Below are 24,967 nucleotides of genomic sequence, written 5' to 3' on the forward strand. Positions count from 1 at the left end.
GCTGCTTCTCTACGCTGCCTTCGCGAACCGCGTGCGCACAGGTGCGCACCCTACGAAGGCTTTGTGTCCCAGTAGCTTTTTAGCAAGCCGTAGAAAACCGTATCGGCAGTCTCGCCGTGGACGATCCAACGCTCCGGCATGTAGCCTTCCTTGCGAAAACCGAGCCGTTCCAGAACCCGGCCGGAAGGCGCATTGCCCGGGTCGATGTCGGCCTCGATCCGGTTCAGGTCCAGGTGCCGGAAGCCGTATTCGAGCAGCACGTGCAGGCTCTCGTACGCATATCCCTTGCCCCAATGACGGCTCCCGAACGCGTAGCCGATGTCGCAGCGCCGGCTCTGCTCAAAAAAGTGATACAGGCTGAGGGTGCCTATCAATTCGCCACTACCAGCCAGGGTGACCACCAGGCACACGCCGCTGCCGTCGGCATTGCCGGCGCGCCGGCTGGCAATCCATTCGTCGGCCTGCGCCAGCGTGCTCCATGCTTCGTTGCTCCAGTAGCGCACCACTGCGGGATCGGAATAGATGGCGAAGATGGCATCGCGGTCGCGTTCCTCCGGCCAGCGCAGCGCCAGGCGTTCGGTATTGAGCAGGGTCGGTGTCAGGACAGGCATGGGTGTTCAGGATGTGACGGTACGTCGGCCGGCAGCATGACCGCCCGCAGTACCATGTTGATGATCAGTTCTTCGGCGGCGTCGAAGTCCTGTGCGGTGAGCTGTTCGCGGCCGAGCACGAGCCGCATCTGGGCCGCGAAGTCGGCGTACGATTGGGTCATGGCCCAGATCGCGAACAGCAGGTGGGTGGCGTCGACCGCCGCGATCTTCCCTTCGGCGATCCAGCGTTCGAACACGTCGATGTCCTTGCGCACCAGCGGCACCACGCGCTTGCTGATCTGCTCTCCGTAGAGCTGCGCGCCGCCCAGCACTTCCATCGCGTAGACGCGCGATGCGAACGGCTGCTCGCGCGAGAAGCGCAGCTTGGCGCGCACGTAATCGCGCAGCACGTCGGCCGGCTCGCGCGCGGAATCGGCCAGGCTGGCCATGCGATCGAGCCAGTCGTCGAGCACGCCGTCGAGCACGCGCTGGTAGAGCGCCTGCTTGGTCGGGAAGTAGTACATCAGGTTCTGTTTCGACAGTCCGGCGTTTTCGGCCACCGTGGCGATCGAGGCCCCTTCGTAGCCGCATTCGGCGAATACGCGCACCGCTTCGGTCACGATGGCCGCTTCGATCCTGTCGCGGCGCCTTGAGATGATGGTATCCATGTCCCCCCTAGTTGATCGATTGCAGGAACGCGACCAGCGGCGCCTCGGCCGCATACGCGACGTTGAAGCGAAACCAGGTCGATTTCGGCTCGTGCAGCATGAAAAACTCGTTGGGCGCCAGCAGGATGCCGGCCTTGAGCGCCAGTTCCGCGATCGCGCGGCCGCTCTTGTCGGGGTTGGGCGCACCCGGCCAGCCGGCGCTGACGAACATGCCGCCGCGCGGCGTGGCGATCGGCACCAGGCCGGCCCTGGCCAGCTGTTCGATCGTGCGCTCGCTGGCGTCCGCCAGCCGGCCGGCGAGGCGCTCGATCATGCGCCGGTAGGGCCGTGCCGAGATCGCGTGGTACACCGCGCGCTCGTTGACCTCGGACGTGGTCAGCCCGGCCAGCATCTTCACCCGCAGCAGTTCCGGCATCAAGGAGTTCGATGCGCACAGCGAGCCCACGCGCAGCACGGGCGACAGGGTCTTGGAAAAGCTGCCGACCCGAATCACGCGGCGCAGCCCATCCATCGCGGCCAGCGAGGCCTCGCCGCGTGCGGACAACTCGCGGTAGATGTCGTCCTCCACCAGCCAGAAGTCGAACTGCTCGGCCATTGCCAGCAGCCGGTGCGCCTGCGCCTGGGTGAGCGAGGTGCCGAGCGGGTTTTGCAGCACCGTGTTGACGAACATGAGCTTGGGCTGGGTGGCGGCCACATGAAAGGCGAGCGCGTCGAAGTCCAGGCCGGCGCCGCCACGCGGGATGCCGACCGCGGTGCAGCCGTGGTGCCGGATCAGCGCGATCAGGTTGCTGTAGCCGGGGTCCTCGACCAGCACCGTGTCGCCGGGGCGGGTGAGGGTGCGCAGGATCAGGTCGAACGCGTGGGTGGCGCCGTGGGTGAGCAGCACCTGGTCCGGCGCGACCTGGAACAGCTCGTCGGACAGGGTGGCCGCCAGGTGCTGGCGCAGCGTCGGATAGCCGAGCGGATGGCCGTAGCCGCGCAGCCGGCTGGCAGGGATCTTCATCGCATGGCGCACGGCGTCCAGGATCGTGGATTCGCCGTACCACTCCGGCGGCAGCCAGCCGGCGCCGACAGGCAGCGCGTCGGATTGCCCGGAGTACAGGTCCGGCGTGAGCGCGTCCACCGCCGCATGCGGGGCCGGCAATGGCGCATGGCGCCGGGCCAGCGGCTCGCTGCGTGCGACAAAGAAACCGGACCCGCGGCGCGACGACAGCAATCCTGATTGCAACAGCCGTTCGTACGATTCGACCACCGTGAAGGTCGAAACGCCATTACATTTTGCGAATTGTCGAACCGACGGCATCTTTGTTCCGACGCGCAGTTCGCGCCGGTTTACCATCGCCGAAATGGCCGCCACGATCTGGTCGACCAGGCCGCCACGCTTGCTGCGGTCGATCGCCAGCACCGGCCATTGCAAATCGCCGCGTGAAGCACTTTCCGCCGATGCCGTCATCTCGTCCATCCACCGCTCCGTGTGTCGCGTTGCTTGAAAACTGTATAGGTTATGTTTCCAGTACGGTTGGCCAGATTTGCCGGTTGTGTATCTGTGCCGGCGTTGTCCTGCTGTCTATTATTGATCATCATTTTGCCAATTGGTAAATTTTTTTAAGGCTGCAAAAATGCCTGGGAGAGTCGCATGAACGAATCCGGACTGGGTCGCGCGAGGCCCGCGTCGATGTCGTCGTTTTGGATGCCCTTTACCAACAACCGCGACTTCAAGACGCAGCCGCGGCTGCTGGTGTCAGCCGAGGGGATGTACTACAAGGATGTGGACGGCAACCAGGTGCTCGACGGCACCGCCGGCCTGTGGTGCGTGAACTGCGGCCACGCCCAGCCGAAGATCGTTGCCGCGGTCAGCGAGATGGTCGGCACGCTCGACTTTGCGCCGACTTTCCAGATGGGGCACCCGGTGGCGTTCGAGCTGGCCGAGCAGCTGATGGAGTACACCGGCCACAAATTCGGCCACGTGTTCTACACCAACTCGGGATCGGAGGCGGTCGACACGGCGCTCAAGATGGCGCTGGCCTACCACAAGGCGCGCGGCGAGGGCGGCCGCACGCGGCTGATCGGGCGCGAGCGCGGTTACCACGGGGTTGGCTTCGGCGGACTGTCGGTGGGCGGCATCGGCCCGAACCGCAAGAGCTTCGGCCCGCTGCTGCCGGGCACGGATCACCTGCCGCACACGCACAACCTGGCGAAGAATGCGTTCTCCCGCGGCGAGCCGGAGCACGGCATGGAGCTGGCCGACGAGCTCGAACGGCTGGTCGCGCTGCACGACGCTTCGACCATCGCGGCCGTGATCGTCGAGCCGGTGGCCGGTTCCACCGGCGTGCTGATTCCGCCCAAGGGATACCTCAATCGCCTGCGCGAGATCTGCACCAAACACGGCATCCTGCTGATTTTCGACGAGGTCATCACCGGCTTCGGCCGCCTGGGCGCGCCGTTCGCGACCGATTACTTCGGCGTCGAGCCGGACATGATGACGACCGCCAAGGGCATCACCAACGGCACCGTGCCGATGGGCGCCGTGTTCTCCAAAAAGTTCATCCACGACACGTTCATGGAAGCGCCGCCGGGCATCGAACTGTTCCACGGCTATACCTATTCCGGCCACCCGCTGGCCTGCGCGGCCTCGCTGGCCACGCTCCAGGTCTTCAAGGAGCAGCAGGTCCTCGAGAACGCCCGGCGCCTGCAACCATACTGGGAAGACGCGATCCATTCGCTCAAGGGCCTGCCGCACGTGATCGACCTGCGTTCGATTGGCCTGGTTGCCGGCATCGAGCTCCAGTCGATCCCGGGCAAGCCGGGCGCCCGCGCCTACAACGCGTTCAAGAAGGCGTTCGCCGATGGTCTCCTGACTCGCGTCACCGGCGACATCATCGCGCTCTCGCCGCCGCTGGTGCTCGAAAAGCAGCACATCGACGAAATGTTCGGCAAGCTCGCCGCCGTACTCAAGAACCTGGATTAAGAAAGCATCTCATGACTGAACTGGATACCATCATCAGCCATTACATCAATGGCCGCCAGGTGGACACGGCCAGCGGGCGCCATGCCCCCGTGTTCAACCCGGCGATCGGCGAGCCGTGCGCGAAGGTGGCGCTTGGCACACCTGGCGAGGTCGATGCGGCCGTGGCCGCGGCACGCGCCGCCTTTCCCGCCTGGGCCGCCACGCCGCCGCTGGCGCGCGCCCGCGTCCTCTTCAAGTACCTGCAGCTGTGCCAGCGGCACGTGGACGAATTCGCGGCGATGGTCACGCGCGAGCACGGCAAGACGTTCTCCGACGCACAGGGCGAGGTCGCGCGCGGCATCGAGGTGGTCGAATTCGCCTGTGGCATTCCGCAACTGCTCAAGGGCGAATTCACCGACCAGATCGCCCGCGGCATCGACGCCTGGGCGATGCGCCAGCCGCTGGGCGTGGTGGCCGGCATCACGCCGTTCAACTTCCCGGTGATGGTGCCGATGTGGATGTTCCCGATCGCGCTCGCGTGCGGGAACACCTTCATCCTCAAGCCCTCCGAACGCGACCCGTCCGCGTCGCTGCTGCATGCCCGGCTGCTCAAGGAAGCCGGCCTGCCGGACGGCGTATTCAACGTGGTCCAGGGCGACAAGGTCGTGGTCGACGCGCTGCTCGACCATCCGCACGTCGAGGCGATCAGCTTCGTGGGCTCGACCCCGATCGCGCAGTACATCTACGCACGCGGCAGCGCGTCCGGCAAGCGCGTGCAGGCGCTGGGCGGCGCCAAGAACCACATGGTGGTGATGCCCGACGCCGACATGAACATGGCGGTGGACGCGCTGATCGGCGCGGCCTACGGCTCGGCGGGCGAGCGCTGCATGGCGATCTCGGTGGCGGTGGCGGTGGGTGACGCCGGCGACGCCCTGGTGGAGGCGCTGGCCAAGCGCACCAGCGCCTTGAAGATCGACGACGGCATGGCGCATGGTGCCGAAATGGGACCGGTGGTGACGAGGGAGGCCAAGCAGCGCATCGAGCGCCTGATCGGCGAGGGCGTGGAGCAGGGCGCGACGCTGGTGGTCGACGGCCGTGATTACGCGGTGCCGGGGCGCGAGAACGGCTTCTTCGTGGGCGGCACGCTGTTCGACCATGTCCAGCCTTCCATGAGCATCTACAAGGAAGAGATCTTCGGACCGGTGCTGTGCGTGATGCGCATGCCGGACGTGGGTAGCGCGGTGGAGCTGATCAACGCGAACGAGTACGGCAACGGCGTGGCGCTGTTCACGCGTGACGGTGGCGTGGCGCGCGAGTTCGTGCGCCAGATCCAGGTTGGCATGGTGGGAGTGAACGTGCCGCTGCCGGTGCCGATGGCGTTCAACAGCTTTGGCGGCTGGAAGCGCAGCCTGTTCGGCGACCACCACGCCTACGGGCCGGAGGGTGTGCGGTTCTACACCCGGCACAAGGCGGTGATGCAGCGCTGGCCGAACACTGCCAGCACGGGGCCGGAATTCGCGTTCCCGCAGATGAAATAAACGTAGGGTGCGCACCTGTGCGCACGCGGACGCTGGCGGTCACGCAACGTAACCGCGTGCGCACTTCGTGCACACCCTACGAAAAGCAGCACCCGATGTCATCGTTAGAACAAAAGGGATGTCCATGATCGAATCACTCAAGCACCTGCCGCCGGCTGCGGATTCGCACGACGCGCTGGCCAGCCAGTTCACCGACCTTGCGCCGCCGCTGTCTGCCCGCCAGGCCGCCGTCGAAGCCGCGCGCTGCCTGTACTGCTACGACGCGCCATGCATGCGCGCCTGCCCGACCGGCATTGACGTTGCCAGCTTCATCCGCAACATCCACGACCAGAACATCAACGGCGCGGCCTACAACATCCTCAAGCAGAACATCTTCGGCGGCAGCTGCGCGCGCGTGTGCCCGACCGAGATCCTGTGCGAGAGCGCCTGCGTGCGCAACCACGACGCTGAACGCGAGCCGGTCAAGATCGGCCTGCTGCAGCGGCACGCGCTGGACAACGCGCACTTTGCCGGCCATCCGTTCGAACGCGCTCCCGCCACCGGCAAGACCATCGCCGTGGTCGGCGCCGGTCCGGCTGCCCTGTCGTGCGCACACCGGCTGGCCATGCTCGGCAACGACGTGGTGGTCTACGAGGCGCGCGAAAAAGCGGGCGGCCTGAACGAATACGGCATTGCCAAGTACAAGCTGCCGGGCGACTTTGCGCAGGCCGAAGTGGAGTTCCTGCTGTCGATCGGCGGCATCGAGATCCGATACGGCCACGAACTGGGCAAAAACCTGTTACTGCAGGACCTGCACACCCAGTACGACGCGGTGTTCCTGGGCCTCGGCCTTTCCACCAGCCGCCAGCTCGGCCTGACGGGCGAGGACGCACCTGGCCTGATGGCGGCGATCGACTACATCGCTGCGCTGCGCCAGGCCAGCGACCTGTCCGCGCTGCCGGTGCCGCGCCGCGCCGTGGTGATCGGCGCCGGCAATACGGCGATCGACATGGCGGTGCAGATCAAGCGCCTGGGCGCCGAGGAGGTGACGCTGGTCTACCGCCGAGGTTTCGACTCGATGAGCGCGACCGATCACGAGATCGAAATCGCCAAGCGCAATTTCGTCCGCATCCGCACCTGGGCCGCGCCGCTCGAAGTGCTGCTGGACGCTGACGGCAGCGTGCGCGGTATGCGCTTTGAGCAGACCCGGATGAACGAGGGGCGCCTGGAGCGCACCGGTGGCATCATCGAGATCGCGGCTGACGCGGTGTTCAAGGCGATCGGCCAAAGCATGGCGCCCGACGCGCTGTCCGAGCCGCTCGGCCATGAGTTCTCGCGCGAGGGCGGAAAGATCTGGGTCGACGCTAACTTCCGCACCGCCGTGCCCGGCGTGTACGCCGGCGGCGACTGCGTGGCGCCCGGCCAGGACCTGACGGTGCAGGCGGTCCAGCACGGCAAGCTGGCAGCAATCGCGATCCACAACGACATCCAATCCAAGACGGAGGCAGCATGGCCGACCTGAGCATCGAATTTTGCGGCATCAAGTCGCCCAACCCGTTCTGGCTCGCCTCCGCGCCGCCGACCGACAAAGCCTACAACGTGGTGCGCGCGTTCGAGGCGGGGTGGGGCGGCGTGGTGTGGAAAACGCTGGGCGAAGACCCGCCCGCGGTCAACGTGTCGTCGCGCTACTCCGCGATCTACGGCAAGAACCGCGAAGTCATCGGCTTTAACAACATCGAGCTGATCACCGACCGCCTGCTGGACGTAAACCTGCGCGAGATCACCCAGGTCAAGAAGGACTGGCCGGACCGAGCGCTGATCGTGTCGCTGATGCTGCCGTGCGAGGAAGCGCCGTGGGCGGCGATCCTGCCGCTGATCGAAGCCACCGGCGCGGACGGGATTGAACTGAACTTCGGCTGCCCGCACGGCATGCCCGAACGCGGCATGGGCGCGGCGGTGGGGCAGGTGCCCGATTACGTCGAAATGGTCACGCGCTGGTGCAAGAAGCACACCCGGCTGCCGGTGATCGTCAAGCTCACCCCGAACATCACCGACGTCCGCGCTCCGGCACGCGCCGCGCTTGCCGGCGGAGCGGACGCGGTCTCGCTGATCAACACCGTCAACTCGATCACGCACCTTGACCTGGACCGCATGGTCGCGTTCCCGGCGGTCGGCAACGCCAGCACCCACGGCGGCTACTGCGGCGCGGCGGTCAAGCCGATTGCGCTGAACATGGTGGCCGAAATCGCACGCGACCCGGCCACGCGCAACCTGCCGATCTCCGGCATCGGCGGCATCGGCAACTGGCGCGACGCCGCCGAGTTCATCGCGCTGGGCGCCGGCTCGGTGCAGGTGTGCACGGCCGCGATGCTGCACGGGTTCCGGATCGTCGAGGAGATGAAGGACGGGCTGTCGCGCTGGATGGACGAAAAGGGCTACCGCAGCATAGCCGACTTCACGCGCAAGGCGGTGCCGAACACCACTGATTGGAAGTACCTGGACATGAACTACCAGGTGATCGCGCAGATCGACCAGGACAAGTGCATCAAGTGTGGCAAATGCTACGTGGCGTGCGAGGACACGTCGCACCAGGCGATTGCGCAGATCGTCGGCGAGAAGGACAGCCGGACCTATGAGGTGATCCGTGACGAATGCGTGGGCTGCAACCTGTGCGAGATCACCTGCCCGGTCGAGGGATGCATCACCATGGTGCCGCAGGAGACGGGTAAGGAATACATGAACTGGACGCAGGATCCGCGTAATCCGCGGGCGGAGGGTGTCCGTTAGCGCCGACCGCGTGCGCAGCAAAGCTGCACACCCTACAACAGCAATTGCGTCGTAGGGTGCGCACCCGTGCGCACGCGGACGTGTGAACCGCCTGGAACGTATCCGTCTACCGAAAACCCACGCAAATCATGCCCCACGTACAGACGTTTGCGCTAAACTGCCTTGCATCCTTTCAACCAGAAGGAGAGTATGACCGTGAGCCCCACCCCCGCAGGCAGTACTGAACTCTGGAACGAAGACCTTGCGCCCACCAGCGTGGCCCAGCGCACCTGGCGCTGGTACCACTTTGCCGCGCTCTGGGTCGGGATGGTGATGTGCATCCCTGCCTACACCCTGGCTGCGAGCCTGATCGAAAACGGCATGTCGGGCTGGCAGGCCGTGTTCACGGTGTTCCTCGCAAACACCATCGTGCTGGTGCCGATGCTCCTGATCGGCCACGCCGGCACCAAATACGGCATCCCCTATGCGGTTCTGGCCCGCTCCTCGTTCGGCACCACCGGTGCGCGGCTGCCGGCGCTGATGCGCGCGATCGTCGCCTGCGGCTGGTACGGCATCCAGACCTGGTTCGGCGGCAGCATGATCTACACCCTGCTGGGCGTGATGGCCGGCCATGACATCGGCGGCGACAAGCTCGCGGGCCTGGGCATCAACCTCGCCCAGCTACTGTGCTTTCTCGCATTCTGGGCGGTCCAGTTCTACTTCATCGTGCATGGCATGGAGTCGATCCGCAAGCTCGAAACCTACACCGCCCCGCTCAAGATCGTGATCTGCTTCGTGCTGCTCGGCTGGGTCTACAACAAGGCCGGCGGCTTTGGCACGCTGCTAAGCCAGCCCTCGCAGTTTGTCGAAGGCGGCAAAAAGGCGGGCCAGTTCTGGAGCACCTTCTGGCCTTCGCTCACGGCCATGGTCGGCTTCTGGGCCACGCTGGCGCTGAACATCCCGGACTTCACGCGCTTCGCCAAGACCCAGCGCGACCAGGTGCTCGGCCAGACCATCGGCCTGCCGGTGCCGATGGGCCTGTTGGCCGCGCTGGCCGTGATCGTCACCTCCGCCACCGTGGTCTTGTACGGCAAGGCGTTGTGGGACCCGGTCGACCTGGCCAGCCGCATGACCGGCTCGGCGGTGCTGATCGCGCTGATCATCCTGCTGATCGACACCGTCAGCGTGAACCTCGCCGCCAACATGGTCGGCCCCGCCTACGATTTTTCGGCACTGTCGCCAAAATTGATCAGCTACCGCACCGGCGGCTACATCACCGCCGGCATCGCGCTCGCGATGATGCCCTGGAAGATACTCGAGTCGACCCAGGGCTACATCTTCACCTGGCTGATCGGCTATTCTGCGCTGCTCGGCCCGATCGCCGGCGTGCTGATCATCGATTACTACTTCGTCCGCAAGACCGAGCTTAACGTCGACGAACTGTACCGGCACGACGGCATCTACTCGTACGGCAGCGGCTGGAACCTGGCCGCGATCGTGGCGTTCATTGCTGGCGTGCTGCCGAACATACCCGGGTTCCTGAACCAGGCCTTCCCAGCCGCCTTCCCGCAGGTGGGCGAAGGATTCAAGATCGTCTACACCTACGCCTGGTTCGTCGGCGTGGCGATATCGGCGCTGGTGTATGGCTTGATAATGAAGCGCAAGACGCTGCCCGCGATGAGTCCCGCCACCCCTTCCTAGACTAGACAAATTGGAGAAGCCCATGACCGTGATCATCCGTGGCGGTACCGTCGTCAATGCGGACCGCGCATTTCGCGCCGACGTGCTTTGTTTTGGGGACAAGGTGGTGGCGGTGGGTGAGAGCCTGGAAGCGCCGCCAAACGCCACCGTGATCGACGCGGGCGGGCAGTACGTGATGCCGGGCGGGATCGACACCCATACCCACATGCAGCTCCCGTTCATGGGCACTGTCACCGCCGACGACTTCTTCACCGGCACCGCCGCGGGCCTTGCCGGCGGCACGACCACCATCATGGATTTCGTGATTCCGGACCCGCGGCAATCGCTGCTCGAGGCCTATCACACCTGGCGCGGTTGGGCGCGCAAGGCGGCGGGCGACTACACCTTCCATGTGGCGGTGACGTGGTGGGACGACTCGGTCCACAAGGAGATGGGCACGCTCGTGCGCAACCATGGCGTGAACAGCTTCAAGCACTTCATGGCCTACAAAAACGCGATCATGGCCGACGACGAGACGCTGGTGAAGAGCTTTCGCCGCGCGCTCGAACTGGGCGCGATCCCGACCGTGCATGCCGAGAATGGCGAGCTGGTGTTCCAGCTCCAGAAGGAGCTGCTGAAGAAGGGCGTGAGCGGACCTGAGGCGCATCCGCTGTCGCGGCCTCCCGAGGTGGAAGCGGAGGCGGCGAATCGCGCGATCGCGATCGCGGGCGTGCTCGGCACGCCGGTCTACATCGTGCACGTCTCGTGCGCGGAGGCGCTGGACGCGATCACACGCGCGCGCTCACGCGGCCAGCGCGTGTACGGCGAGGCACTGGCCGGACACCTGGTCATCGACGACAGCGTCTACAGCAATCCGGACCCCGAGTTCGCGCGTGCGCACGTCATGAGCCCGCCGTTCAGGAGCAGCCACCACCAGCAGGCGCTGTGGCACGGCCTGCAGGGCGGGAACCTGCACACGACGGCGACCGACCACTGCACCTTCTGCGCGGAGCAAAAGGCGGCGGGCAAGGACGACTTCACCAAGATCCCGAACGGATGCGGCGGTGTAGAGGAAAGGATGGCGGTGATCTGGGACGCCGGCGTGAACACGGGACGGCTCACGCCATCCGAATTCGTGCGCGTCACCTCGACCAACGCTGCGCAGATATTCAACATGTACCCGCGCAAAGGCGTCATCGCCGTCGGAGCGGACGCGGACATCGTGGTCTGGGACCCGAACGGAATGCGCACCATCTCGGCCAAGACCCAGTTCGCCAAGGGCGGGTTTAACGTGTTCGAGGGGCGAACGGTGCAGGGCATTCCGACCCACACGCTGGCCGCCGGCAAGCACGTGTTCGACAGGGGCGAGCTGCGCGCGGAGGAGGGCGCCGGCCGCCATATCGACAGGCCAGCATTCACGACCACGGCAGCATGAACATCGTAGGGTGCGCACCTGTGCGCACGCGGTCACCGTTCGCACAGAGCCAGCGTCCGCGTGCGCACGGGGTGCGCACCCTACGCCACAACACGATCACCACGAGGGAAAGAACATGAACGACCTGCGCATCAACGGCAACCGCCTGTGGAGCTCCCTGATGGAGCTGGCCAAGATCGGCGCTACCGACAAGGGCGGCGTCAAGCGACTCGCCCTGACCGACCTCGATCGCCAGGGCCGCGACCTGGTCGTGGGCTGGGCCCGCGCAGCCGGCCTCTCGGTCACGGTCGACCAGATCGGCAACGTCTTCATGCGGCGTGAAGGCCGCAACCCCAGCCTGCCGCCAGTGGTCACCGGCAGCCACATCGACACCCAGCCGACCGGCGGCAAATTCGACGGCAATTACGGAGTGCTGGCGGGCCTGGAAGTGGTGCGCACCCTGAACGACCTGAACATCGAAACCGAAGCGCCGATCGAGGTCGCGTTCTGGACCAACGAGGAAGGCTCGCGCTTCGTGCCGGTGATGATGGGCTCGGGCGTGTTCTGCGGCGCGTTCAGCCTGGAGACGGCCTACGCCGCCAAGGACGTCGAGGGCAAGAGCGTGAAGGACGAGCTCGAACGCATCGGCTACCTCGGCCCGGAGGTCCCGGGCCGCCACCCGATCGGCGCCTACTTCGAGACCCACATCGAACAGGGACCGGTGCTGGAAGACGCCGACAAGGTGATCGGCGTGGTGCCGGCGGTGATGGGCCTGTCCTGGTACGACTGCGTGGTGACCGGCATGGAGGCGCACGCCGGCCCGACGCCGATGCACCTGCGGCGCGACGCGATGCAGGTCGCGACCCGCATCATGCAGGAAGTGGTCGCCATCGCGAACCGTTATCCGCCCTATGGCCGCGGCACGGTGGGCATGGTGCAGGTGTTCCCGAACAGCCGCAACGTGATCCCGGGCCAGGTCAAGTTCAGCATCGACCTGCGCAACGTGAGCGACGAACTGCTCAACCAGATGCACGAGGAGATGCTGGCATTTGTCGCAGCCACCGGCGAGCAGAGCGGCCTTTCGATCACAGTCGAGCGGGTGTCGTACTACCCGCCGTGCCCGTTCCATCCGGACTGCGTGAACGCCGTTCGCGCCGCCACCGCGCGGCTGGGCTACTCGACGATGGACGTGGTCTCCGGCGCGGGCCACGACGCGATCTATACCGCCCGCGTGGCGCCGTCCGGGATGATCTTCGTGCCGTGCAAGGATGGTATCAGCCACAACGAGATCGAAGACGCGCAGCCGGCGCACCTCGAGGCCGGCTGCAACGTGCTGCTGCATGCGATGCTCGAGCGGGCCAAGGTCGTGGCCCCTGAGGCAGCGCTTGCGTAGAATTTGTAGGGTGCGCACCTGTGCGCACGCGGTACGTTCGCGTGCCGTTGGCTCTGCACTCGCTCGTACCGCCTGCGCATCCAACGACACTTGCGGCACCACCACCACGACGCCCCGTTCGCGAACCGCGTGCGCACAGGTCCTCGGCGGCCCCGCGCCCCCTACGGACTTCTACCGGATCAACGCCCGCGCGGCTTCGCTAACCTGATCGCGCAGCCACTTGTGCTCCGGCGACTGGTGCACGCGCTGGTGCCACAGCTGGTAAAACCGCATCGGAGGAAACTTGATCGGCACCGTGAATATCTTCAGCGGCAAAGTCTTCTCGTAGAACCGCATGAACTGACGCCCGGTCGTCAGCACCAGGTCGGTCTGCGTCAGCATGTACGGAATCAGCCCGAAGTACGGCGATTCAACCACCACCCGCCGCTGCATCCCCTGGCGTTCCAGGAACGAGTCGATTACGCCGTGGTACCCGGGCACCATCTGCGAAGGCGCCACGTGCGGCAGGCTCAGATAGTCAGCGACCGTCATGGCATCGCTCGCGGTGCGCTTGGCATACGCGCTGTCGGCGAGCATGGTGCAGACGATCGGGTCCTCGAACAGCTTGGACATGTGCAGGTGCGCCGGCGGCTCGTCCCAGTTGGCGATCACCAGGTCCATGTCGCCGTCCGACAGCATGCGCAGGTAATCCAGGCCCGGCCCCAGGCTGTGAATCGCGATCTTGCTGTTGGGCGAATTGCGGCGCAGCGCGGCCACTACGCTGGGCAGGAACTGGGTATCCAGATAGTCCGGCGCGGCGATGTGAAAGGTGCGCGACGCCTGCTCCGGCACGAATGGCGCCTTTTTGACGAACAAGCTCTCCGCCTCGTCGAGGATGCGCTTGGCCGGCTTGAGCAGGCTTTCTCCGTGCTGGGTCGGCACCATGCCGCGCGCGCCGCGCACGAGCAGCGGATCGCCGGTCAGTTCGCGCAGCTTGCGCAGGGAAGCGGAGATCGACGGCTGCGGCTGGTTGAGCTTGAGCGCGACTCGGGATACGTTTTTTTCGACCAGCAGCAGGTACAGGATGCGGATCAGGTGCAGGTCGAGATGCTGGGGCAGGCTGGACATTCTGATGGGTATATCGGTTCGGTTATGTCGAATATACGCCAAATTTGGTGATGCCGAGAGGGCAGCGTAGGGTGCGCACCAGTGCGCACGCGGTTCGCGAACGCAGCGTAGTGACGTGGCAGCCGCAAGTCAGCATGCGATGACCGCGTGCGCACAGGTGTGCACCCTACGAGCTACGGGGCTTGGGCAGGTCGTAGCCTGCGCACAGATGTCCGTGCAACCCTGCGCAAATCAAAAAGGCGCCCGCAGGCGCCTTCGCATTACTGCTTGAGCGTGCGCTCGAACAGCTGGTAGATGCGGCGGTACTCGTCGTACCACGCCTCCGGCTGCACGAAGCCGTGGCGTTCGAGCGGATAGCCGGCCAGTTCCCAGTTGTCCTTCTTCAGCTCGATCAGGCGCTGGGCCATGCGCACCGAGTCCTGGAAGAACACGTTGTCGTCGACCATGCCATGCGCGATCAACAGGTTGCCGCGCAGGTTTTCGGCATATTCGATCGGCGAGGACACCTTGTACGCCTGCGGATCGATGTCCGGGGTATTGAGGATGTTGGCGGTGTAGCCGTGGTTGTAGCTGGTCCAGTCGGTCACCGGACGCAGTGCCGCGCCCGACTTGAACACTTCCGGCGCGCGCATCAGGCCCATGAGCGTCATGAAGCCGCCGTAGCTGCCGCCGTAGATACCGACGTTCTTCGCGTCGCCCTGCTGGTTGGCGACCATCCAGTTCACGCCGTCGAGGTAGTCCTCCAGCTCCGGGTGCCCCATGTTGCGGTAGATCGCGGTGCGCCACTTGCTACCGTATCCCTTGGATGCGCGATAGTCCATGTCCAGCACCACGTAGCCCTTCTGCACCAGCAGGTTGTGGAACATCTGCTCGCGGAAGTAGTTCGGGTAGCGCTTGGTCACGTTCTGCAGGTAGCCCGCGCCGTGCACGAACATGACGATCGGGTACTTCTTGCCCGGTTCGAGCTGCGCCGGGCGGTACAGCTTGGCCCAGATCGGCTCGGCGCCATGGGTCGACGGCACCTGGACGATCTGAGGCTCGATCCATTCGCGCGCCTTGAAGTCGGCGGTGCGGGTGTCGGTGAGCTTTTGCGCCGCGCCGCCGCTGGTCGCTACGGTCGCGACCTGGGTCGGCACGTAAGCGGACGAGTACTGCACCAGCAGCTTGCGCTGGTCGGGCGACAGGGCGAACTTCTCGACGCCTTCAAGCAGGGTCACCTCGCGCGTGTTCGCGTCCTTGGCCGACACCGCGCACACCTCGTAGGTGCCCGGCGCCTTGCGGTTGCAAAGGACGTATGCGCTCAAACCGTCGCTCGACCACTGCACGTCCGACGCTTCCCACTTGCCCTCGGTGAGCGCGCGCTGGCGGCCGGCGGCGTCCAGAGTGTACAGGTGCGAGTAGCCGGTTTCCTCGGACAGGAACCACAGCGTGCTGTTATCGGGCAGCCAGCCGAATTCGCCGTTATCGTAGTTGACCCAGGCGGCATCACTCAGGCGATGCACCGGCTTGAGCTTTGCGCCCGCCAGGTCGACGGTGGCGATCCAGCGGTCCTTGTTGTCGACCGAGCGGATCATCACCGCGACGTTCGCGCCGTTGTCGCTCCAGGCGAACGACCGGCCGTCCTCGCCCACGATGCGCACTGCGCGGTTGCCCTTGAGCGGGGCCTTTTTGGCAGCGGCCCGCAGGTCGGCCAGCGGGTCGTCGGCGATACCAGGCAGGACGTCAAACGACAGGTCGCTGACCTTGTTGGTCGACAGGTCGACCAGCTTGAGCGACTGCGCCGCCGGCATGTTGCGGCCGACGCGGGTGCGCTGGTCCTGGGTCTCCTCGTAGCCCGATTCGGTCACGTAGCGCGGCAGTTTGCCGATGCGGCCCCTGTCGCCGTCCTTCGGGCCGGTGACGACCAGCAGCCAGCGGCCATCGGGCGACAGCGCGCTGCTGGCGATGGCGACCTTGTCGCCGAGGTAGATCGGACCCGGGGCGCGGGTTGCGTCGGCGCGGCGTTGCTCCTCGGCGCGCGCACGGTTCGTTTCGCGGTCGTCGTGCTGGCGCTTGAGCGTGGCGATCAGGCGCAGCTGCATGGCGCGCAGTTCGTCGTCGTCGCTTGCGGATGGATCCTTCTCGGCGCGTGGCAGGGCCACTGGCGACACCAGCCGCTCGGCGCGGTTCCAGCTATACCAGTCGTTCCCCATGCGGAACTGGACGCTTTTGCCATCCGCCGAATACTGGGGCGCGCTCGCTGCGGTCGCGCTGCGCGTGATCTGGACCAGCGCGCCGCTCTTCAGGTCGCGCTCGAACAGGTCGCCGTTGCGCACCACGATGGCGCGGGTGCGCTCGTGGTTGTACACCACGTCCGGGCTGTCGAGCTTGGACAGTTCGGCGTCGCCGACCAGGCGCGGATTGCCGCCCGCCACCTGGAACGTGTCGCGCAGCGGCGAGCCGGCGCGCTTCTGCTTGTAGAACACCTGCTTGCCATCCCAGCTCCACCAGGAGGTTTCGATCGGATTGCCGATCCAGTCAGGATTGGACATTGCTTGGTCGAGGGTGATCGGGGTGGAGGCTGCCGCCGGCAGCGCCAGCAGCGTGGCAATGATCGTAAGTGCAGGTAGTCGCATCGTGACTCCAGTATTGGGTGAACGAAAGATGGCTTTCTGGATAGAAAAACGATGCATTCTAGCTCAGCAGCTGTGTTGCGGGGGGAGTTGTCGAGGCCTGCGTCTGTCCAGTCGTAGCAAAACAATGATTTTTCCTAATGGAAAGCTTGATTGTAATAACATGCACATTCGCGTTTGCAATGTCGTGATCGCGCTTGTCGGCATGCGATCGGAATGTGACGTTTCCGCGACAACTGAAAATTTGGAGAAGATGATGAGCAGGAATGATCAGCCCGCTGACGAAGAGGCGATCCAAGCAAGCAAGAATAAGCTGAACAGAAAGATGGAAGGGGGAGCCCTGATCGCGCAGTTTGTTTTGAAAGCCTTTGCCGTCGTCAACGTCATTGCGGTAGTCGCCGGCGGCGCGCTGATGTTTCTTTATCAGTTGCGATATAACTTTAATGCGGGTGCATTTTCCGCCGGCGATACCTTGGGCTTTGTCTGGTTCATATTGGGATTTCTTATCACGCTTTTTATTGGCCTGGGTTTTGGAACACTGGCCGGCTTTCCACTAATGCGCTTGCTCCATAAAGTTGCAGTGGCAGGCCTGGCCATCTTTAAAAGGATACGCAGGCAAGTTGGAGTAGGACAGGCCGATCGGTGGCTTGAGGACGGAGCACCGAACCGGCTTCAATGGGAAAAAAAGCAAAAAACGATGCTGGTGGCCGGAACCGTCACCCTGCTCTGGTTTGGGCTGTTCATCTTCAAGATGAACGCGCAATTTCGCATCTTTCTGATTGCGATCCTCGCTGCGGGCATGTGGCTCAGCATATTTGTTTTTGGCGAGCTAATAAAAAATCACGATCGTAACGACGATCGCGGGCCGCCAGCGAAGTCGGCCCATCCGCTGGGCGTTTGGTTCGGCGGCCTACCCAGCAAGACCCGCAATCGGATTGTGGCTACCGTCGTTGCGCTCGCCAGTCAGTTTGTATTCTTTGGCTACTGGCAGGATGCGTCCGCTTTGGCTGCCGGTTTTCGAAAACAGGACGTGAGCGTCCGCCTGACGAGAGAGGACTTTGACAGTGCGCTGTACCAGGCGACTGGAAAGGGGATCGTCGTCAATTCGTGCGAACAAATTATTCCAAATTTAACCGTTCTTCATCATGCAGACATCCTTTGGCAGAATCTCGGTAGTAAATCGCTGCTGCGCTTCCCGACTGTGCCGCTAGGCGGGGAGGAGTCAGGCACGGTTCGCCTCGAATTGAATAATTCATCTCATAACGTTTTCGGCAGTAGTTCGCGGATGCCATGCGCTGAATTTTTATCAGATCTCTTATTTAAGGAAGAAGGCAGCGAGCTGCGGACAAGCGCGCTGCCTCAGTTGGCGAGTCAATTGAGCTGGCTTCAGGAGTTACCTTCGGGCTGGTTCATCAAGGTAGTAGCACATTCGAACGCCGATGGCGGGGAGGGACGCAAACCTGTCGAGACGTTGCAACAGGCGCAGGCATTAAAGAGCCATCTTGCCAAGACGTTCGGGCTTGCCCCTGATAGAGTGCTGGCCGTCGGCGCGGAAGCGAAATTCCCTAAACAGGATTGCACGAATAGCGGCAGTCAGCGTGACCTTTGTCTCAAGATCGGCAGACGTGTCGAGGTCTATTTCGTAAATCCAGACTGAATGCAGAAAGGCGGCAAAACGATCAGGGCGCGGGGAGAGCGGCGAGCGCTTCTCCGCGATCTTTGCGGCCAACGACCTGACCGCCTACGGCGCGAGGCTGGCGCTATACCGGCGCGGCATTCGGGTGCCGGACGATATCTCGATCGTCGGCTTCGATGACCTGCACAGTTCGATGTACACGACGCCTCCGCTCACGACCGTGCGCCAGCCGCTGTTCGACGTGGGGCAGCGCCTGGGGCAGGTCATCGTGAAGATGATTCGGGAGGAACCGCTGGACATTGAGATACCGCAGCTGAGCCTGGTGGTGAGAGAATCGGTGAGGCGGATCGGCTAGCGGGAAGCTTGTTTCCCGCTTGTGGCGACGCCGGCTCCATTGGCGGAGGCGGCGTGCCGGAGGGAAGGAGGGTGACTGCTCAGTCGGCTTGTTTGCCTTATGCCTTCGCTTGGCGCGGCAGGAACATGGCTGCGCGCAAAACCACGACGGCGATGGCGATACCGATGGAGATGTATTCGATGATTTCCATGCTTATCCCCTCGATGCGATCTGACGCAGTTCGGCAGCCAGGCTCGGTGCGTACGCTTGGAAGCGCTCGGCCAGGGCCAGCACCTGTTCCGGGCGCTTGTTATTGCCGAGAACGGCAGGAGCACGCAAACCGCGCAGGCCGCCGTGGGCGGCGTACAGTTTGTGGCAGAAATCCAGCACCGTCTCCGACAGGGCTGCGAATTGGTGGCGCAGTCCCTTGTCCTGCGCCTGGGTGAACGTTACTGCAGACATAGTAGCCTCCAAGTAAAAATGCTGATTCGCGATATGTTGCGTTGCAGTATAAGTGCCTCGGAGCTATAAATGAACTTTCGGTTCATGATGCCGGCTATCAATGAAATGAATATTGGTGGCGATCTCAACGATTCCTTTGGCGAATAACTTGGTCTGGCCGGCTGCGATGTCAGGCGCCTTCGTTCGGTCGATTGTTCCTTTGTTCACCTGTTATCCTAGCGATTGGCGAGCTCGGCAGTTTGCGTCGGCGGGGAATGTTTCCACACGTTAGGGCGGTCTCAACGATCCAGCGGGCGGGCGGAACTGATGGGCTTGTGTAATGTCCTGCTGGGTTCCTGGGCTGATTTCGATCAGATCGTGCTATCACCCTATGGCGAAAGCGGATCGCGGCCCGCATTCTCTGATATCGGATTGAAATATGAAAAAAATTACGATCGTTACCGGTGGATCGCGTGGCATTGGCCGAGCTACCGCCTTGCAGTTGACCAAGTCGGGACATGATGTCTGTATTGGATTTCATAACCAAGAGCAGGCTGCCCACGAGGTAGTGGATGAGATCAATCAGCACGGGGGCAAGGCGATAGCCGTCCAGGTCGATATCGCTAATGAGGCGCAAGTGGTGCGACTGTTTAACCTCGTTGATGAAGCGCTTGGCATGGTGACGGGCTTGGTTAACAATGCTGCGATCCTCCTGCATCAAGCGCGCATCGAGCAGATGGATGCGAATCGGATCAATCACATATTATCGACCAACGTCACCGGCAGTTTTCTCTGCGCGCGCGAGGCGGTGAAGCGTATGGCCTTTCGGCATGGCGGCCAAGGTGGCGCCATTGTTAACGTGTCTTCTGCGGCCTCCCGGCTTGGCTCCCCTCACGAATACATCGATTATGCGGCGTCGAAAGGCGCGCTTGACTCGTTGACGATCGGATTATCGCTGGAAGTGGCGGCGCAGGGCATCCGTGTGAACGCCGTACGGCCGGGCTTCATATACACCGGCATGCACGCTGATGGCGGTGAACCCGACCGGATCGAAAGGGTAAAGAACACGTTGCCGATGCAACGAGGAGGACAACCGGGAGAGGTTGCGCAAGCGATAGCCTGGTTACTTTCGGAGGAAGCGTCCTACGTGACGGGAGCTTTCATCGATATCGCTGGCGGTAAATGACCCTGCGTGACCGTGTCCGGCCGCGGTTCCAGAACCGGGTCGCAGCGAAACAATGCTGACGACAGCCGCCTTAAACCGACCCAAAAATCAATATCAATATCAATAATGCACTCTTCAAATTAGAATGGCTAAGGCCGCAATCGGCCCGCTTCCGCCGTTCCCGCGACAACAAAAGAAAGAGCGCAAATGGATCAATCAGGGCGATTACACTCATTCGATAACCTGCGAGCCATCATGATGTGGCTCGGCATAGTTCTTCATGTCGCGGTAAATCACATAAACGGGCCATCGCCGCTGCCATTTCGCGATCCCCAGACTTCTGCCGCTGCTGATCTAATCCTGGTGTTCATCCATGCGTTCCGCATGCCTGTGTTTTTTATCCTCGCCGGATATTTTGTGGCGCTATTGGCCACGCATCGTGGCTATAAAGGGATGCTAGCGCACCGGATGCGCAGGCTGGCCTTGCCCTTTGCCATATTTTGGCCGGTGCTGCTTGTTTGCATGTCAGTGCTGATGCTGGTTTTCCTTCACATTATGGCGTACGGCACAGCAGGCATCGACCCATCGCTGGTATCGAAGCAACCTAAACCGCCTTCGCCGCTCAACACCATGCACATGTGGTTTGTCTATTACCTGATCTGGTTCTGCGTCTTCACAGCAGTGCTCGGGCCGTCAGTGGAGCGCGTTCCAGCACGACTGCGCAATGCTGTCGCCACAGGTTTCCGTACGCTTGCCAGTAACTGGTGGGGCATGCCTGTCCTTGCCATCCCACTGGCGATCGTCGGCTCATTCTATCGAGCTGGAATCCTTTCGCCGAGCGGCTCGTTCATCCCGAATATGAACGAACTGGTGCATAACGGCCTGTTTTTCGTATTCGGCCTGTACCTGTATCGCCATCAGGATTTTTTGTTTCCGCTCTATACGAAAAAGTGTTGGCGGAACGTGATCGCGGGCTTCGTGGTGTTCGTGATCGTACTTGCTACCTTCAAGCCATACACCACCGACCCGCATCGCGTCCCTTATTTCGAAGCATTGATTGGGTTCTTGTATAACCTGATCAGTTGGCTGTGGAGTCTTGCCTTGATCGGATTGTTCCTGCGCTATCTGCCGGCGCAGAATCGGGTATTGCGATACGTGTCCGAAAGCTCTTATTGGGTCTTTCTGGTGCACATGCTTGGAACGATCGGGTTTGGCGCCATTTTGTACAGTCAGCCGCTCGGAGCACTCACCAAAATGGCGCTGAACATACTGGCGACCACGGTGGCGTGCCTGCTCACTTATCACCTGCTGGTTCGCCACACCTTGATCGGCGTTCTGTTGAATGGGCGGCGGGAGCCCAAGGCTACGCAAATGCCGGTGCCGGTCGCGAATACCTGATTGACGACCAAAAACGAAAAACCCAGATGCCTTGCGGTCATCTGGGTTTTGAATTCTGTGGTCGGGGTGAGAGGATTCGAACCTCCGGCCTCTACGTCCCGAACGTAGCGCTCTACCGGGCTAAGCTACACCCCGACTGTTTCTTTTGAGACTTCAAAACTACCGAAATCTCGGGAAGGCATGACTATACTGGCCCTAGTGGTTCCTGTCAACAGCGAAGCTGCACAAGTGGAGGAGGCTTTGCTTGTACGGGCTCTCCGGCAAATCGGCAATCGCATCGGCCGCGCGGGCGGCGGCGATCTCGGCTTCGCGGCGGGTGTAGTCCAGCGCGCCGCTCGACGAGACGGCCGCGAGCACCGCGTCAAAATGCTGTTCGTCACCCTGTTCGATGCAGCTGCGCACCAGTTCGCGCTGGGCAGGCGTGCCGTGTTCCATCAGGTAGATCAACGGTAGCGTCGGCTTGCCTTCGCGCAGGTCGTCGCCGACGTTCTTGCCGATTTCGGCGGCGTCGCCCGCGTAGTCCAGCACGTCGTCAATCAGCTGGAAGGCGGTACCGAGCGAGCGTCCGTATTCTCCTGCCGCGGCAATCTGGGCGTCGGTCGCACCGGCCACCAGCGCGCCCAATTCGGCGGCCGCTTCGAACAGCTTGGCGGTCTTGGAGCGGATCACCTTCAGGTAGCTTTCGTGGGTCACGTCCGGGTCGTGCATGTTCAACAGCTGCAGCACTTCGCCTTCCGCGATCACGTTGGTCGCATCGGACAGGATCTGCATCACACGCATGTTTTCCAGGCTGACCATCATCTGAAACGAGCGCGAATACAGGAAGTCGCCCACCAGCACCGAGGCCGCGTTGCCGAACAGCGCGTTGGCGGTCTGGCGCCCGCGCCGCATCGACGATTCGTCGACCACATCGTCGTGCAGCAGCGTTGCGGTGTGGATGAACTCGACCACCGCCGCCAGTTCGTGGTGGGCGGTGCCGCGATAGCCGTGTGCATTGGCCAACAGTAGCACCAGCACGGGGCGGATACGCTTGCCGCCGGCGCTGATGATGTACTCGGCGATCTGGTTCACCAGGCTGACTTCGGAATGCAGCCGCTGGCGGATCACCCGGTTCACCGCCTCCATGTCGGTAGCGATCGAATGAGCGATGGGGTTCTGTTGGACGTGTGGATTAGCGGCTGACAAGGCTGACCTGCGATATAGACGTTGAGTGCGTTAATGGCCGCGATTATACGACAAGCAAGCAAAAGGGGCGCCTCCCACCTTTCCCCGCCTTGCGGGCCGGTCAATCGGAGGTGCGTCAGCCTCGTTGCCCTGCTGCCACGCTGCCTCGGCCTTGTGCATGCGTTTTGACGCACTGCCGCGAATCCATGTATAATCCCCTGTTCCCCGGCATCAGGCTAGCTCGACAGTAAGTCGCCGTGGGAATTTATTCCCAAACATTTAACGAGGTTTCAATCATGTACGCGGTCATAAAAACCGGTGGCAAGCAATACAAAGTTGTCGCTGGCGAAAAACTCAAAGTAGAACAGATACCGGCAGACATTGGTTCCGAAATCACTATCGACCAGGTTCTCGCAGTCGGCGAGGGCGAGAGCATCAAGTTTGGTGCTCCGCTGGTGGAAGGTGCTTCGGTCAAAGTGACTGTTGTTTCGCAGGGTCGTCACGACAAGGTCCGTATCTTCAAGATGCGCCGTCGTAAGCACTACCAGAAGCGTCAGGGCCATCGCCAGAACTACACCGAAATCCAAGTGGTATCGATCAACGGCTAATTGCCGCGGTCCCGAAAGTAAGTCAAAGGAGCATTTAAATGGCACACAAAAAAGGCGGCGGCACTACACGCAACGGCCGTGACTCAGAAAGCAAACGCCTCGGCGTGAAAGTCTACGGCGGCCAGGCAATCAACGCAGGCGGCATCATCGTGCGCCAGCGCGGCACCCAGGTTCGTCCGGGCACCAACGTCGGTCTGGGCAAGGATCACACCCTGTTCGCGCTGATCGACGGCACCGTCAAGTTCGTCAAGCAAGGCGTCGGCTCGAAGCAGTACGTGACCGTCGTGGCGAACCAGGCAGTCGCAGCGTAAAGCACGCACGCGCCGCGTGGGCGGCGCAGTTCTGTAAGGCGCAAGCCTTCCAATCGAAAGGCTCTGCCGTGGGTGGAGCCTTTTAGTTTTTTTGGCGGTTGAAATGAAGTTTATCGACGAAGCAAGAATCGAAGTCATTGCCGGGGACGGCGGGAACGGCTGCGCCTCGTTCCGGCGCGAGAAGTTCCGTCCGTTCGGCGGACCGGACGGAGGCGACGGCGGCAAGGGCGGTTCGATCTATGTCGTCGCTGACCGCAACATCAACACCCTGGTCGACTTCCGTTACTCCAAGGTGCACCATGCGCGCAACGGCGAACCGGGCCGCGGTTCCGATTGCTACGGCAAGGGCGCGGAGGATGTGTACCTGCGCATGCCGGTTGGCACGCTGATCGTCGATAACAACAACGGCGAGGTGATTGCCGACCTGACCGAGCATGGCCAGACCGAACTGCTGGCCAAGGGCGGCGAGGGCGGCTGGGGCAACATCCATTTCAAGACGTCGACCAACCGCGCGCCGCGCCAGAAGACCGACGGCAAGCCGGGCGAACGCCGCGAGCTGCGCCTGGAACTGAAGGTGCTGGCCGACGTGGGCCTGCTCGGCATGCCCAACGCCGGCAAGTCGACCTTCATCACGGCCGTGTCCAACGCGCGTCCGAAGATCGCCGATTATCCGTTCACCACTTTGCATCCCAACCTGGGCGTGGTGCGCGTGGGGCACGAGAAGAGCTTCGTCATCGCCGACATCCCCGGCCTGATCGAGGGCGCGGCCGAAGGCGCGGGCCTTGGCCACCAGTTCCTGCGCCACCTGTCGCGCACCGGCCTGCTGCTGCACATCGTCGACCTGGCCCCGTTCGAGCCGACCGTCGATCCGGTCAAGGAAGCCAAGGCGCTGGTCAAGGAACTCGAGAAGTACGACGCCGAGCTGGTCGAAAAGCCGCGCTGGCTGGTGCTCAACAAGCTCGACATGCTGCCGGAAGAAGAGCGCAAGAAGCGCGTGAAGGACTTCATCAAGCGCATGGCCTGGCGTGGTCCGGTGTTCGAGATTTCTGCGCTCACGCGCGACGGCTGCCAGGACCTGGTCAACGCGATCTACCTCTCGCTGGAAGAGAAGCGCACCGCTGAACACCGCGCGCTCGAGACCCAGATGCACGAGGAAGCGCGCGCCATCACGTCGATCGACCCGGACGATCCGCGTTTCAAGATCATCGAAGAATAA

Annotated in this window: 20 protein-coding genes, 1 tRNA gene and 1 pseudogene; 14 read left to right on the forward strand and 8 right to left on the reverse strand. The window is 63.0% G+C overall.

All coding sequences use genetic code 11. From position 1 onward, the window contains the following. Positions 1-50: 50 nt before the first annotated feature. The 3 genes from E4O92_RS04375 to E4O92_RS04385 are packed head-to-tail and all read right to left on the reverse strand — an operon-like array spanning position 51 to position 2,720. The gene (locus tag E4O92_RS04375; RefSeq protein ID WP_135188530.1) at positions 51-611 is read right to left on the reverse strand and encodes a GNAT family N-acetyltransferase; all 561 of its coding nucleotides are present in this window, start codon (positions 609-611) and stop codon (positions 51-53) included. Then, positions 599-1,258, reverse strand: a complete 660-nt coding sequence (locus tag E4O92_RS04380) for a TetR/AcrR family transcriptional regulator (RefSeq protein ID WP_135188531.1) — start codon at positions 1,256-1,258, stop codon at positions 599-601. The genes E4O92_RS04375 and E4O92_RS04380 overlap by 13 nt, the downstream gene beginning before the upstream one ends. 7 nt (positions 1,259-1,265) lie before the next feature. Further along, the gene (locus E4O92_RS04385) at positions 1,266-2,720 is read right to left on the reverse strand and encodes an aminotransferase-like domain-containing protein (RefSeq protein ID WP_135188532.1); all 1,455 of its coding nucleotides are present in this window, start codon (positions 2,718-2,720) and stop codon (positions 1,266-1,268) included. 174 nt (positions 2,721-2,894) lie between these two features. Between E4O92_RS04385 and aptA the strand changes: the two genes are divergently transcribed. The 7 genes from aptA (at position 2,895) to E4O92_RS04420 (ending at position 12,975) form a co-directional block, all read left to right on the forward strand. Continuing rightward, the gene (gene aptA / locus E4O92_RS04390; RefSeq protein WP_135188533.1) at positions 2,895-4,226 is read left to right on the forward strand and encodes an omega-aminotransferase AptA; all 1,332 of its coding nucleotides are present in this window, start codon (positions 2,895-2,897) and stop codon (positions 4,224-4,226) included. 11 nt (positions 4,227-4,237) lie between these two features. After that, a complete protein-coding gene (locus tag E4O92_RS04395; protein ID WP_135188534.1) occupies positions 4,238-5,743 on the forward strand; it encodes a CoA-acylating methylmalonate-semialdehyde dehydrogenase in 1,506 nt (501 codons plus the stop codon). Positions 5,744-5,867: 124 nt separating this feature from the next. Beyond that, the gene (locus tag E4O92_RS04400) at positions 5,868-7,244 is read left to right on the forward strand and encodes an NAD(P)-dependent oxidoreductase (protein WP_135188535.1); all 1,377 of its coding nucleotides are present in this window, start codon (positions 5,868-5,870) and stop codon (positions 7,242-7,244) included. After that, positions 7,232-8,509, forward strand: coding sequence for an NAD-dependent dihydropyrimidine dehydrogenase subunit PreA (preA, locus tag E4O92_RS04405; protein WP_135188536.1), 1,278 nt, complete (start codon positions 7,232-7,234; stop codon positions 8,507-8,509). The genes E4O92_RS04400 and preA overlap by 13 nt, the downstream gene beginning before the upstream one ends. Positions 8,510-8,698: 189 nt before the next feature. Then, the gene (locus E4O92_RS04410; protein WP_135188537.1) at positions 8,699-10,189 is read left to right on the forward strand and encodes an NCS1 family nucleobase:cation symporter-1; all 1,491 of its coding nucleotides are present in this window, start codon (positions 8,699-8,701) and stop codon (positions 10,187-10,189) included. A gap of 22 nt (positions 10,190-10,211) precedes the next feature. Continuing rightward, positions 10,212-11,603 carry a dihydropyrimidinase gene (gene hydA / locus E4O92_RS04415; protein ID WP_135188538.1) on the forward strand — a complete coding sequence of 464 codons (1,392 nt, stop codon included), beginning with the start codon at positions 10,212-10,214 and terminating at the stop codon, positions 11,601-11,603. A gap of 115 nt (positions 11,604-11,718) precedes the next feature. Next, positions 11,719-12,975 (forward strand): Zn-dependent hydrolase, encoded by a 1,257-nt coding sequence (locus tag E4O92_RS04420; protein ID WP_135188539.1) that lies wholly within the window; start codon positions 11,719-11,721, stop codon positions 12,973-12,975. Positions 12,976-13,146: 171 nt separating this feature from the next. Here the strand turns inward: E4O92_RS04420 and E4O92_RS04425 are convergent, their stop codons facing one another. Together E4O92_RS04425 and E4O92_RS04430 are read right to left on the reverse strand one after the other, a co-directional pair. Next, positions 13,147-14,082, reverse strand: a complete 936-nt coding sequence (locus E4O92_RS04425; RefSeq protein ID WP_135188540.1) for a LysR substrate-binding domain-containing protein — start codon at positions 14,080-14,082, stop codon at positions 13,147-13,149. 260 nt (positions 14,083-14,342) lie between these two features. Next, entirely contained in the window at positions 14,343-16,697 is a 2,355-nt protein-coding gene (locus E4O92_RS04430; RefSeq protein ID WP_135188541.1) for a S9 family peptidase, read from the reverse strand. 124 nt (positions 16,698-16,821) lie between these two features. Between E4O92_RS04430 and E4O92_RS04435 the strand changes: the two genes are divergently transcribed. Then, positions 16,822-18,351 carry an OmpA family protein gene (locus tag E4O92_RS04435; RefSeq protein WP_167759691.1) on the forward strand — a complete coding sequence of 510 codons (1,530 nt, stop codon included), beginning with the start codon at positions 16,822-16,824 and terminating at the stop codon, positions 18,349-18,351. Positions 18,352-18,394: 43 nt separating this feature from the next. Beyond that, positions 18,395-18,685 (forward strand): annotated as a pseudogene (locus tag E4O92_RS04440) (substrate-binding domain-containing protein); the annotation flags it as partial. 192 nt (positions 18,686-18,877) lie between these two features. On the opposite strand, the gene E4O92_RS04445 reads toward E4O92_RS04440, so the two are convergent. Next, entirely contained in the window at positions 18,878-19,126 is a 249-nt protein-coding gene (locus E4O92_RS04445) for a hypothetical protein (RefSeq protein WP_135188544.1), read from the reverse strand. 418 nt (positions 19,127-19,544) lie between these two features. On the opposite strand from E4O92_RS04445, the gene E4O92_RS04450 reads away from it, so the two are divergent. Both E4O92_RS04450 and E4O92_RS04455 read left to right on the forward strand, forming a co-directional pair. Next, positions 19,545-20,291 (forward strand): SDR family oxidoreductase, encoded by a 747-nt coding sequence (locus E4O92_RS04450; protein ID WP_135188545.1) that lies wholly within the window; start codon positions 19,545-19,547, stop codon positions 20,289-20,291. 186 nt (positions 20,292-20,477) lie between these two features. Then, on the forward strand, positions 20,478-21,668 hold the full coding sequence (locus E4O92_RS04455) for an acyltransferase family protein (RefSeq protein ID WP_135188546.1): 1,191 nt from the start codon (positions 20,478-20,480) through the stop codon (positions 21,666-21,668). A 58-nt stretch (positions 21,669-21,726) separates the two neighbouring features. On the opposite strand, the gene E4O92_RS04460 is transcribed toward E4O92_RS04455, so the two are convergent. Both E4O92_RS04460 and ispB read right to left on the reverse strand, forming a co-directional pair. Beyond that, positions 21,727-21,803, reverse strand: a tRNA-Pro gene (locus E4O92_RS04460). A gap of 60 nt (positions 21,804-21,863) precedes the next feature. After that, the gene (gene ispB / locus E4O92_RS04465; RefSeq protein WP_135188547.1) at positions 21,864-22,853 is read right to left on the reverse strand and encodes an octaprenyl diphosphate synthase; all 990 of its coding nucleotides are present in this window, start codon (positions 22,851-22,853) and stop codon (positions 21,864-21,866) included. A gap of 275 nt (positions 22,854-23,128) precedes the next feature. Between ispB and rplU the strand changes: the two genes are divergently transcribed. The 3 genes from rplU to cgtA all read left to right on the forward strand — a co-directional run bounded on the left by rplU (position 23,129) and on the right by cgtA (position 24,967). After that, entirely contained in the window at positions 23,129-23,440 is a 312-nt protein-coding gene (rplU, locus tag E4O92_RS04470; protein WP_135188548.1) for a 50S ribosomal protein L21, read from the forward strand. A gap of 38 nt (positions 23,441-23,478) precedes the next feature. Beyond that, positions 23,479-23,751 (forward strand): 50S ribosomal protein L27, encoded by a 273-nt coding sequence (rpmA, locus tag E4O92_RS04475; protein ID WP_135188549.1) that lies wholly within the window; start codon positions 23,479-23,481, stop codon positions 23,749-23,751. Positions 23,752-23,854: 103 nt separating this feature from the next. Next, the gene (cgtA, locus tag E4O92_RS04480; protein ID WP_135188550.1) at positions 23,855-24,967 is read left to right on the forward strand and encodes an Obg family GTPase CgtA; all 1,113 of its coding nucleotides are present in this window, start codon (positions 23,855-23,857) and stop codon (positions 24,965-24,967) included.

This window comes from Massilia horti (assembly GCF_004614195.1).
GTDB lineage: Bacteria > Pseudomonadota > Gammaproteobacteria > Burkholderiales > Burkholderiaceae_D > Telluria > Telluria horti.

Coding starts and splice junctions, on each gene's coding strand:
- E4O92_RS04410 (WP_135188537.1), top strand. CDS start 8,699: ATGACCGTGAGCCCCACCCCCGCAGGCAGTACTGAACTCTGGAACGAA.
- E4O92_RS04430 (WP_135188541.1), bottom strand. CDS start 16,697: ATGCGACTACCTGCACTTACGATCATTGCCACGCTGCTGGCGCTGCCG.
- E4O92_RS04395 (WP_135188534.1), top strand. CDS start 4,238: ATGACTGAACTGGATACCATCATCAGCCATTACATCAATGGCCGCCAG.
- E4O92_RS04375 (WP_135188530.1), bottom strand. CDS start 611: ATGCCTGTCCTGACACCGACCCTGCTCAATACCGAACGCCTGGCGCTG.
- E4O92_RS04420 (WP_135188539.1), top strand. CDS start 11,719: ATGAACGACCTGCGCATCAACGGCAACCGCCTGTGGAGCTCCCTGATG.
- E4O92_RS04425 (WP_135188540.1), bottom strand. CDS start 14,082: ATGTCCAGCCTGCCCCAGCATCTCGACCTGCACCTGATCCGCATCCTG.
- aptA (WP_135188533.1), top strand. CDS start 2,895: ATGAACGAATCCGGACTGGGTCGCGCGAGGCCCGCGTCGATGTCGTCG.
- hydA (WP_135188538.1), top strand. CDS start 10,212: ATGACCGTGATCATCCGTGGCGGTACCGTCGTCAATGCGGACCGCGCA.
- E4O92_RS04380 (WP_135188531.1), bottom strand. CDS start 1,258: ATGGATACCATCATCTCAAGGCGCCGCGACAGGATCGAAGCGGCCATC.
- cgtA (WP_135188550.1), top strand. CDS start 23,855: ATGAAGTTTATCGACGAAGCAAGAATCGAAGTCATTGCCGGGGACGGC.
- E4O92_RS04385 (WP_135188532.1), bottom strand. CDS start 2,720: ATGGACGAGATGACGGCATCGGCGGAAAGTGCTTCACGCGGCGATTTG.
- E4O92_RS04450 (WP_135188545.1), top strand. CDS start 19,545: ATGAAAAAAATTACGATCGTTACCGGTGGATCGCGTGGCATTGGCCGA.
- rplU (WP_135188548.1), top strand. CDS start 23,129: ATGTACGCGGTCATAAAAACCGGTGGCAAGCAATACAAAGTTGTCGCT.
- E4O92_RS04455 (WP_135188546.1), top strand. CDS start 20,478: ATGGATCAATCAGGGCGATTACACTCATTCGATAACCTGCGAGCCATC.
- E4O92_RS04445 (WP_135188544.1), bottom strand. CDS start 19,126: ATGTCTGCAGTAACGTTCACCCAGGCGCAGGACAAGGGACTGCGCCAC.
- preA (WP_135188536.1), top strand. CDS start 7,232: ATGGCCGACCTGAGCATCGAATTTTGCGGCATCAAGTCGCCCAACCCG.
- E4O92_RS04400 (WP_135188535.1), top strand. CDS start 5,868: ATGATCGAATCACTCAAGCACCTGCCGCCGGCTGCGGATTCGCACGAC.
- rpmA (WP_135188549.1), top strand. CDS start 23,479: ATGGCACACAAAAAAGGCGGCGGCACTACACGCAACGGCCGTGACTCA.
- E4O92_RS04435 (WP_167759691.1), top strand. CDS start 16,822: ATGATTTTTCCTAATGGAAAGCTTGATTGTAATAACATGCACATTCGC.